This window comes from Gracilibacillus boraciitolerans JCM 21714, from assembly GCF_000521485.1.
In the GTDB taxonomy this organism is placed as follows: domain Bacteria; phylum Bacillota; class Bacilli; order Bacillales; family Amphibacillaceae; genus Gracilibacillus; species Gracilibacillus boraciitolerans.
In genome coordinates this window covers 21030-30885 of record NZ_BAVS01000035.1, presented here as the reverse complement: position 1 = coordinate 30885, position 9856 = coordinate 21030, and the positions used below count along the sequence as shown (strand labels likewise).

The window sequence follows — 9856 nt, the reverse complement described above, 5'->3', positions numbered from 1 at the left end:
GCCTATTTGATGGCCACTTTACCTAGTAATATTGAGACAGAAGTACCAGTGATTGGCTTTCTTGCCCATCTCGATACGGCAACAGACTTTACAGGAGATGGTGTGACTCCACAGTTAATTGATAGCTATAATGGAAAAGAAATTATTCTTAATACAAGCAAGAACATTATATTATCACCAGTTGAATACCCCTCTTTACATAAATATCATGACCATACCTTAATGACAACCGATGGAACTACATTACTTGGTGCAGATAACAAAGCAGGCATCTCAGAAATAATGACAGCTATTGAATATTTAATACAACATCCTGAAATCCCACATGGAAAGATAAGAATTGCTTTTACACCTGATGAAGAAATAGGCCGTGGCCCTCACAAATTTGATGTAAAAAGATTTGGAGCAGATTTTGCCTACACGGTAGATGGTGGTCCTTTAGGGGGGGAACTGCAATTTGAAAGTTTTAATGCCGCCGCTGCCAAAATTACTGTGAAAGGAAATAATGTACATCCAGGAACCGCTAAGAATAAAATGATTCACGCCACCAAAATTGCCTTTGCTATCCATCAGCAACTGCCTGAGGATCAAGCACCTGAGTTCACAGAGGAGCACCAAGGCTTTTATCACTTACTCTCTTTTAATGGAGACGTAGAGGAGGCGAAACTGTACTATATCATTCGGGATCATGATCGCGCTAAATTTAATCAAAAGAAAAAATTTCTCCAACAAGTTGTGGAAGGAATGCAGCAAACTTATGGAAATGATCGTATTACTTTAGATATGAAGGACCAATATTACAACATGGCAGAAAAAATCGAACCGGTGAAATTTATCGTCGATATCGCTGCAAAGGCAATGCATGAGGTCGGAGTTGAGCCCCTTATCCAACCCATTCGCGGCGGCACAGATGGTTCGCAGTTATCTTTCATGGGGGGGCTGCCGACACCAAATATCTTTACGGGTGGCGAAAACTTCCATGGCAAGTATGAATACATCTCGATTGATCATATGGTAAAGGCAACCGAAACCATCATTAAAATAGCAGAACTATACAGCAAGCAGCGCTAAAACAAGCGCTGCTTTTTCATATCCACATCCTTTTGACTTATTTATATTTTTTGTTATATTTCAATGTTGTTTATTGACATATAAAACTAAATTTCATAAAATAGCCTTTGTGACTATACAGTCAAAATAATGACCAGAAAGTCAGAGGTGACAGATTGAATAAACAACAAGAGATTATAGATATCGCATTAAAGCTTTTTTCTAAAAATGGATTTAATGAAACTTCTGTACAGGTAATCGCCGAAAATGCTGGTATTTCAAAGGGTGGATTCTATAGTTATTTCGCTTCAAAGACCGACTTAATGATCGTTATGATTGAAAATTACCATAAGAAAATAATCGATCGAACGATTGAAATAGATAGCATATATTTTCAAAATAATGATTTAGCCACATATATCGAATGGGAATTAAAAACATGGATCGAACATCAACCTTTTTTTAATGTGCTATTCAAGGAATTTTCACCTAAAAAGGATGCTACAGTTACACAAAAGATGGAACAGTTACGAACAACATTAGAGAATCACCATCGCGACATACTTTATCGAGTATTAGGGAAAGCATACGAAATATTTTTTTCGGATTTAAGTATTATTCTTGAAGGCATCATGAAGGAATATCTAGTTTATATGACCATCCACCAGCAAGATATTAATGCCAAACAATTAAGTGAATGGATAGCTTCTCTTTTGAATACCATCGTTAAAGAAATACGGAATAAAAAACCCTTGATACAGAAGGAACAAGAAATCACATGGGAACAATTAATTATAGACATCCAAGATAAAATTATCGAGATGAAATCAGATAACCATCTCAAATTATTAGAAGCTTTACAAATAGTAAAAAACGAAATAGTACATGATTCAGCTTATTCATTAACTGCGGAGGCATTTCTTTATTATTTAAAGAGAGAAAAAACCATCCACTCACAGGTATTGATGCTCGAACGATTATGTAAACAACTGGGAGGACAATAAAATGAATCAATCGATCCAGACAGACGAAATAAAAAGAACGCCTATGGTCGCTGTCATGCTAATAGGTGCGTTTGTCGGCTTATTAAATGAAACACTTTTAGCAACAGCTTTACCTAGCATTATGAATGACTTTGGCATTGTTGAAAATCAAGTACAATGGTTGACCACTGCCTTCTTACTAACTAATGGCGTGATGATTCCAATATCCGCCTTTTTAATTGAACGTTTCACGACAAGGCAATTATTCATAACTGCCTTGAGTATATTTGCGACAGGTACCTTTGTCGCATCTATTTCACACACTTTTGAACTATTATTGGTTGCACGTGTTATTCAAGCTTCAGGTTCAGGAATTATGCTGCCTTTGATGATGACAGTGCTGCTCAAAGTATTTCCAATTGAGAAACGCGGAGCTGCAATGGGTATGGCAGGGATTGTCATATCCTTCGCACCTGCTATCGGTCCTACACTCTCCGGATGGCTTCTGGAATACTTTTCCTGGAGAGGCCTGTTTTATGTCGTGTTACCAATCGTGATCATTACGATTATTTTAGCTGCCCTCTTCGTTAAAAACGTAACAGAACAAACTTATCCAAAAATAGATATCTTATCTATTTTATTATCATCGTTTGGGTTTGGTGGATTATTGTACGGTTTTAGTAGTATTGGCGGCGGACATGGAGATAGTGAGGCTTCTGCAACCTTTGATAGTCAAGCACTAGCGATCATTATTGGGGCTGCGATTATTTTAACGATCTTTATTATTCGTCAATTAAAATTAAAGAAACCTATGCTGGAATTCCGTGTTTTCAAGTATCCAATATTCTCTCTGTCATTAGTTATTACAATGATTGTGTTAATGGCATTAATTGGTGCAGAAACGATGCTGCCATTATATATGCAGAATACCAGAGGTTTTTCACCTCTCGAATCAGGAATGATGCTATTACCCGGTGCAATTGTGATGGGTATCATGTCCCCAATCACAGGTATATTATTTGATAAATTCGGTGCAAAATGGTTAGCAGCAAGCGGCATGGCTATTGTGACCGTTACTACCTTCTTATTTACGAATTTATCAATGGATACGGCCTATAGCTTTTTAGTTGTCATTTATGCTGTCCGCATGTTCGGGTTATCGTTAGTGATGATGCCGGTAATGACAGATGGACTTAATCAGCTTCCACCAGAATGGCATCCACATGGGACCGCAATGGCAAATACGATGCAACAGGTTTCAGCATCAATTGGCACAGCTATTCTAATTACTGTGATGACGACTGCCGCAAGCAATTATCAACCGGAGCAAACAGCGATGGCAGGATTATCAGAAGCAGAGGCTATCAATCAATTGGCAACTGGTGCTGCAATGAATGGTTATAATGCTGCCTTTTTAGTAGCTACTGGTCTATCGATCGTCGGCCTTGGATTGTCTTTTTTCTTAAAAACCAAAACAAGAAAGGAACAAAAAAGCAAACAGGCAGCATAATGTAAGAAGATGTTAACAATCGCTTTGGATAAAGTGAGACTTCAATCAGTGGGGGGGGTTTTTGACTCCCACTGATTGTTAGCGAAACTTATCAGGATGGTTATCGTCCGTTTATCCCTCACTTAGCTTCTTTGCTTATGCTCGAATCTTAAAGTGGGGGGGATTTTACGGACGGTTAGCGCCGTGATAAATACTTTTTTTGATACACACCATGAAAAGAAGTATTTTTCCTGGCGTTTTACCTAGCATTCTATCAAACTCATACCTTTGGTTTTAATGTTTCCTTTCCACTTTAAAAAATAGCTCCCCCATTTTTTACCTTTTATTTAAAAATTTATCCCATATCTCGTAAAACATGTTAAAATAACCTATGTATTCTGTTTATTTTAGGAGGAGAAAATAATGAATGAAAACACGAATAAACCTTTAGGGTTTGGAGAGATTTTAGATCAAACTTTTCGTATTATTAAGACACGCTTTAAAACACTGTTCATGATAACTTTCTTAATTATGGTGCCGGTGTTAGCCATACAGGCTCTGATTCTTAGTCTATCTGGGCGAAGCTTTTTCACCAGTGTAGAATCAGGACAAAATATATTGGATCAACTTATTTCAGGAGCTGATGCTGTTTCTACCACGACAATACAAGAAGACCTGCTTACGATACTAGCGAATTTTTTCCTTATCATTGCCATGCCACTTATTGCTGGAGCAATTATCTGGACGGTAAAAGTTACACGTGAGAGCGAAACAATTCCAGTAACAAAAGATATGATCAAACGTGCACTCTCCCGGTACTGGCCGATGTTTTGGAGCACCTTGCTATGGTGTCTTATTCTCGTTGGCTTATTAGTTCCTGTCTTTATGGTTATAGGTTTTTCCGCAATATCGTTTGTACTTAATCCTATTTTTGGTGCAATTCTTATGTTTTTACTTTCAATCGGAGCTTTTATAGGGATTGGGCTCTTAATGACCAGATGGAGTTTATATTTACCGGTGGTTCTTTTTGAACAAGCTGCACCTGGTTTATCAAAAAGCTGGCAACTCACCAAAAGGCAAACATGGAAATTCTTTGGCCTAATCATCATATTATCGATTATTACCGGTATTGTTACAGCGATCTTACAACTTCCGTTGATCTTTTTAGGTAATAGTGTTTTATTTCACCTATTGAATAATATTATTTCATTGATTACTTCTATTGTACTTTTCGTTGGATATGCCGTTATGTATTTTGACTCTACAACCAGACAAGAAGCAACCGACTTAAAAGAAATGATTAGTGAATACCAAGTCACAGACCCATCTTAAAGGAGATTATCGATGTCCTCTTATCAAAGCAAACGGGAACAGTTAAATGACATTTTAAGTAACAAAGAATATCAGGTATACTACCAAGATAATCGTAGTTTATTAGATAGAATATGGGACAAACTTTCAGAATGGCTTGGTAAGCTGCTTAAAAGTATATTCCAATCGTTTGATCCTGGTACTACAGTCGGTAACAGCATTCTCTCTGTCATCCTAATCGTCATACTGGGCGCACTCATTATAGGTGTGGTGGCAATTGTTATGATTTTTTTAAGAAAAAGAAGACTGAAGAAACTGCAGCCCTTTAGCTCTAGTAATCAATTGGAATGGGACTATCAGCGTCACTTAGCTGTTGCCAGTCAATATGCCATGGAAAAAGAGTTTCGTCTTGCAACACGTCACCAATTTCTAGCTTTCTTACTTATTCTTGATGACAGAAATTTATTACTAGCCGGTTATGGAAAACAAATTGGGATTATTATGATGAATTGAAACAAAAAGATATTACCTTAGCACGAGATTTCTATCAATTGGCATTATTTTTTGAAAAAACAACTTATGGCGAACAACAAATATCTGAAGAAGATTTTAACCAATATCAGAACAATATCGAGCAATGGATGAAAGCCATTGCTCAAACCTATCAATCACATACAGAAATAGGTGAACGATAATGCTCAGTAAACGAACATGGATCGTAGCTGTTGTCTTTTTTCTTCTGCTTATTTTGGTTAGTGTCTTTTCTAATAATAATACACCTAAACCCTATCCACCCTACCTGGTAGATTCACCTGCGCCATTAGGAGTAAAAGGTCTATATACTTACCTAGATCAAAACAATTATCAAGTGGACGATAGCGATGTATTACCAAACACAGAAAAAACCGGAGAACTAAGATTTTTAATCGAACCTCCCATTTATTCAGATAATAGCGTGGAACAGCACTACTTAGAATATATCGAAGCTGGCAATACTCTTATTCTAGCAAAGCAAAATCCTGACAGTTTATTTGGCATTGAAACCGAATATGCTATGGAAACTTTTCTTATGGAAGAAGATGAAGTATCGGAAATCTCTCATCAATTCGAAACATTTGAAGTGTTACATCAGAACCCTTATCGTATTATTTCAGATGAGAATGATCAGATTCTGCTGGAGGATGAGTTAGGTCCGATTGGTATTGAAAGAAAAATTGGAAAGGGTTCGTTAATCATCCTTTCCGCACCTGATTGGTTTACCAATGATCAGATTACAAGGCATCAGCACCTTAATGCTTTATGTGAAGTAATTCCCTTTCAAGAAGCGGAAACAATTATTTTCGATGAATACAGTCTGACAGCGTCAGGTGGGACTGTCTCCAAGTTTGAATTATATCCTGATTGGGCCTATATCCTGCTAGTTCAGGGAACAATTCTTGCTATTTTTATTTTATGGCATCAAGGAAAACGATTTGGGCCAATCATACCTGTTCGCGAGGAGACGGTAAGGTTAAGTGATGAACGTTTAAAGGCACTTGCTATTTGGCAGTTAAAGGGGGGGAAAAATTTTCAACCTTCTCTCGAAAATCAGCTCGAATATTTAAAAGAAGTGATTCGAAGTCGTTATGGAATTCCTTATCACAAAAGCTGGCAAGATCGCTTAAAAAGTATGGAAGGTCGAATGACAAGTATCCCAGCAAAAAAAATACATTCTATTGCAGCAGGATTTGAAACCATTTCGCAGCAAGAATCGTTAAATAAACAGGAGTATCTCAAGTGGTCAGAGATTATTGATAAAATCAGACAAGAGGTGGAAGCAGAATGACAACAATCGCGTCATTGTTAGAGAAATATGAACAACGCATTATCGGACAACAAAAAAACTTACGTTTATTATTAACTGCTGCCTTAGCAGGTGGACACGTATTAATTGAGGGGGGTACCTGGAACAGGAAAAACCCAAATGGTAAAAACATTAGCAAGCTTATTAGATAGCAGTTTTAGCAGAATCCAGTTTACTCCAGATCTGTTACCAAGTGATATTACCGGAAGTTCTATTTACAACATGAAGGAACACGCCTTTCAAACTTTAAAAGGACCAATTTTTACTAATGTACTTCTTGCAGATGAAATTAACCGAACACCAGCCAAAACACAAGCAGCTTTATTAGAGGCCATGGAAGAAAAGCAAGTCACGATTCAAGGAGAAACATATGCTTTACCAGATTTTTTCTTTGTGGCAGCTACACAAAATCCAATTGAGTTTGAAGGAACATATCCGTTGCCAGAAGCTCAACAGGACCGTTTCTTCTTTAAACTCAAAATAGATTTTCCTAACCTTGCAGAAGAAACAGCCGTTTTACAAATGATAATTGAGGAACAAAGAAATCCTCAAGAGCTTTCCGCCATGTTTACAAATGAAACGTTAGCAGAAGTACAGAAAAAAATTAAAGAGGTACACATTAGTAACGAAATAGCAGATTATATTATAAAAATTGTCAGAAAAACCCGTGAACTGGAGCATATCCAATATGGAGCAAGTACTCGCGCTGCAATCGCGATTGCCAAAACCGCACAAGCCTGGGCCTATCTTGATAACCGCGATTATATTACACCAGATGATGTTAAAGTAGTATCTATTCCAAGTCTACGGCATCGTATTCAGCTATCTCCGTATGCAGAATTGGAGGGATCAGATATCGATGAAACGATTCAAGAGCTTGTGGGATCGATTGCTGTTCCGCGATAAGGGCATTATCCCAACAAAGAAATTATTACTTTTATATTCACTGTTTATCCTGGCTATCCTTGTCCTATCCGTTTGGCAGTTTTCCTGGCTCTTCCTTGCTTTAACCACTATCTTAGCGATAAGCCTATTAACAATAGATATCTTTTTATTACCTAAGAAAGAAGAAATGATAGTGGAAAGAATGTTGGAAAGTGAAATGGAACGTTATCAGAAAGAAACAGTCTCCATCTCGATTCAAAATCTTACTTCAGACAACTATATGGTACGACTAAAGGATGGCATCCCTGAGACGTTTCAAACGATATTTCCCAGTAGCCAACCCGTAGCATCGGAGCATAAAACAATGATTACATATGATGTATTTCCGCAAAGACGCGGAAAATTTCTAATCGATTCATTATATCTCCGTTTTAAAAGCAAATTAGGATTGTGGGAGAGACAAATCACCTATAATCTGCCAACAGAAGTAAAGGTGATTCCAAACCTGTCAGAAGCTAAACGATATTTAGCAAGTGCTCAAAACTATTTGCTACATGAAGGAATTAAAATACGAAAAATGCGTAGTGGGGGGGTTGGAGAATTTTCAAAGGTTCGTAGTTATGTAGTTGGTGATGACCCGAGAAAAATAAATTGGAGACAATCGGCAAAATTGCAAGAAATGATGACAAATGAATATGAACCTGAACACGGTAAGTATGTAACCATACTAATTGATTGTGGCCGAATGATGGGAGTAGAATTAAAAGAAGGTAACCGGTTAGAGAAAACAATAGAAGCTGCCATCACACTCGCTACAGCAGCGCTGCATAACGGCGACCATATTGCGGTGATTGCATTTTCCAAGGAAATAAAGGCAGTCGTACCTGCTGGCAGAGGATTGGAGCATTTAGATATAATATTACAAACGATTTATGCTATTCAAGTCGATGCGCAAGAATCAAACTACGCACTCGCCTTACAACACGCACAATCGATTCAGCACAAACGAAGCATGATGTTATTATTCAGTGATGTCCAAACATTTGTGAATGAAGATCATCATTTATTCTATCTTAAAAAGCTTAGAAAAAAACATCTTTTTGTCATGATGGGAATTGAAGATCAATTGCTGCATCAAAAAATAAAGATGAAGCCATCCAACGCCATACTTGCGATGGAAAAAAGTGTAGCTCAGAAACAATATTTACACCAAAAGCAAGTGATGAAAAAATGGGAGAAACATGGCTTACCCATGCTCGAAGCACCTGCCGATCGTTTAGCAGTGACTACTGTTTCCCATTATATTGAAACTTTAAATAGAGGAATGCTGTAAAGCTCTTTTTCTCAGCAGGAAATGTCCTGCAATCATATAACTCAGTAAGCCGACAGCAGTTATGATTGCTACTGCATATTTCATTTCTAAAGAAATGTCTGCCGGAGTGATATATCCTTCAATGATACCAGCTATGATAAACAACGGTATGGTTCCTAATAGTAATTGAACCGATCTGACTGTTTGGACTTTCAGTTGGTATCCTCTTGAATGATCACCTGGCACAAAAATTTTGTAACCCATTAATAATCCTGCACCACCAGCAATAAAGATGGCAAGTAACTCAATCACACCATGTGGTACAATATAGGCCCAGAAGCTATAGGAATTACTATAATTCCAAAACAGACCCGCTAATGCACCAACCAGAATTCCATTATAAATTAATACATATACTGTAAGAATTCCTAAGGTGATTCCACCGGCAAAGGCTAGAATTGCTACCTGAATATTGTTTGTCATAATCTCTGCTGACATAACCGGCGCATCGACAGGCTGTGGATCCTCTCCCAAGGAAGCAGGCTCGACAGATTGAACCATTTCTCCCGGCAAAATACCATATAAGTGTGAGGGGTTTTCAATCACTGCTATGAAGCTAGCTAAAGCCCCCCCAAGAAAAAATAGCAGCATGGCAATAACAATTGCTTTCCACTGTTCAAGCAGCAAACCTACAAATTTAGCTGAAAAGAATGGTAGGCTTGTTTCCAGGAGGATTGCTGTGATTGATATAGTACATTATGTGCTTTAGCTACAATTTCATTTAAATAATTGGTTACATTATCATTAGGAAAATACGTTTGACTATAGGATAATTGTCTCGCTACTTTTTGATAAGTGTGTTGAAATTCTTCAATAACCGCATAAGATTTTTTCTTTTGCAGTTGTGTGATAAGCGTTTCTAACCGCTCCCAGTCCTCACGATTTTGCTTGATGAATTGATTGATTTGCATATAATCACCTTT

Annotated in this window: 10 protein-coding genes and 1 pseudogene; 10 read left to right on the top strand and 1 reads right to left on the bottom strand. The window is 37.5% G+C overall.

Annotation, left to right across the window (positions count from 1 at the left end):
- The 10 genes from pepT to JCM21714_RS15400 form a co-directional block, all read left to right on the top strand.
- The coding region (gene pepT / locus JCM21714_RS15440) for a peptidase T (RefSeq protein WP_035725665.1) at positions 1-1071 on the top strand (1071 nt) is incomplete at its 5' end.
- A gap of 155 nt (positions 1072-1226) precedes the next feature.
- Positions 1227-2054 carry a TetR/AcrR family transcriptional regulator gene (locus JCM21714_RS15435; RefSeq protein WP_035725659.1) on the top strand — a complete coding sequence of 276 codons (828 nt, stop codon included), beginning with the start codon at positions 1227-1229 and terminating at the stop codon, positions 2052-2054.
- Between the two features lies 1 nt (position 2055).
- Positions 2056-3543 (top strand): MDR family MFS transporter, encoded by a 1488-nt coding sequence (locus tag JCM21714_RS15430; protein ID WP_035725657.1) that lies wholly within the window; start codon positions 2056-2058, stop codon positions 3541-3543.
- Positions 3544-3945: 402 nt separating this feature from the next.
- A complete protein-coding gene (locus tag JCM21714_RS15425; protein WP_035725654.1) occupies positions 3946-4854 on the top strand; it encodes a glycerophosphoryl diester phosphodiesterase membrane domain-containing protein in 909 nt (302 codons plus the stop codon).
- A 12-nt stretch (positions 4855-4866) separates the two neighbouring features.
- Positions 4867-5346, top strand: coding sequence for a hypothetical protein (locus JCM21714_RS15420; protein ID WP_035725651.1), 480 nt, complete (start codon positions 4867-4869; stop codon positions 5344-5346).
- Complete coding sequence (locus JCM21714_RS15415) at positions 5343-5528, top strand: hypothetical protein (protein ID WP_035725649.1); 186 nt, start codon at positions 5343-5345, stop codon at positions 5526-5528. The genes JCM21714_RS15420 and JCM21714_RS15415 overlap by 4 nt, the downstream gene beginning before the upstream one ends.
- Complete coding sequence (locus JCM21714_RS15410) at positions 5528-6658, top strand: DUF4350 domain-containing protein (RefSeq protein ID WP_035725647.1); 1131 nt, start codon at positions 5528-5530, stop codon at positions 6656-6658. Before JCM21714_RS15415 ends, JCM21714_RS15410 begins: the two co-directional genes overlap by 1 nt.
- The gene (locus tag JCM21714_RS24900; RefSeq protein WP_439644491.1) at positions 6655-6828 is read left to right on the top strand and encodes a hypothetical protein; all 174 of its coding nucleotides are present in this window, start codon (positions 6655-6657) and stop codon (positions 6826-6828) included. The genes JCM21714_RS15410 and JCM21714_RS24900 overlap by 4 nt, the downstream gene beginning before the upstream one ends.
- Complete coding sequence (locus JCM21714_RS15405) at positions 6797-7582, top strand: AAA family ATPase (RefSeq protein WP_439644490.1); 786 nt, start codon at positions 6797-6799, stop codon at positions 7580-7582. The genes JCM21714_RS24900 and JCM21714_RS15405 overlap by 32 nt, the downstream gene beginning before the upstream one ends.
- On the top strand, positions 7536-8894 hold the full coding sequence (locus tag JCM21714_RS15400) for a DUF58 domain-containing protein (RefSeq protein ID WP_035725645.1): 1359 nt from the start codon (positions 7536-7538) through the stop codon (positions 8892-8894). The genes JCM21714_RS15405 and JCM21714_RS15400 overlap by 47 nt, the downstream gene beginning before the upstream one ends.
- Here the strand turns inward: JCM21714_RS15400 and JCM21714_RS15395 are convergent.
- Positions 8874-9844 (bottom strand): annotated as a pseudogene (locus JCM21714_RS15395) (stage II sporulation protein M). The gene JCM21714_RS15400 and the pseudogene JCM21714_RS15395 sit on opposite strands and share 21 nt — an antisense overlap.
- Between the last annotated feature and the right edge of the window lie 12 nt (positions 9845-9856).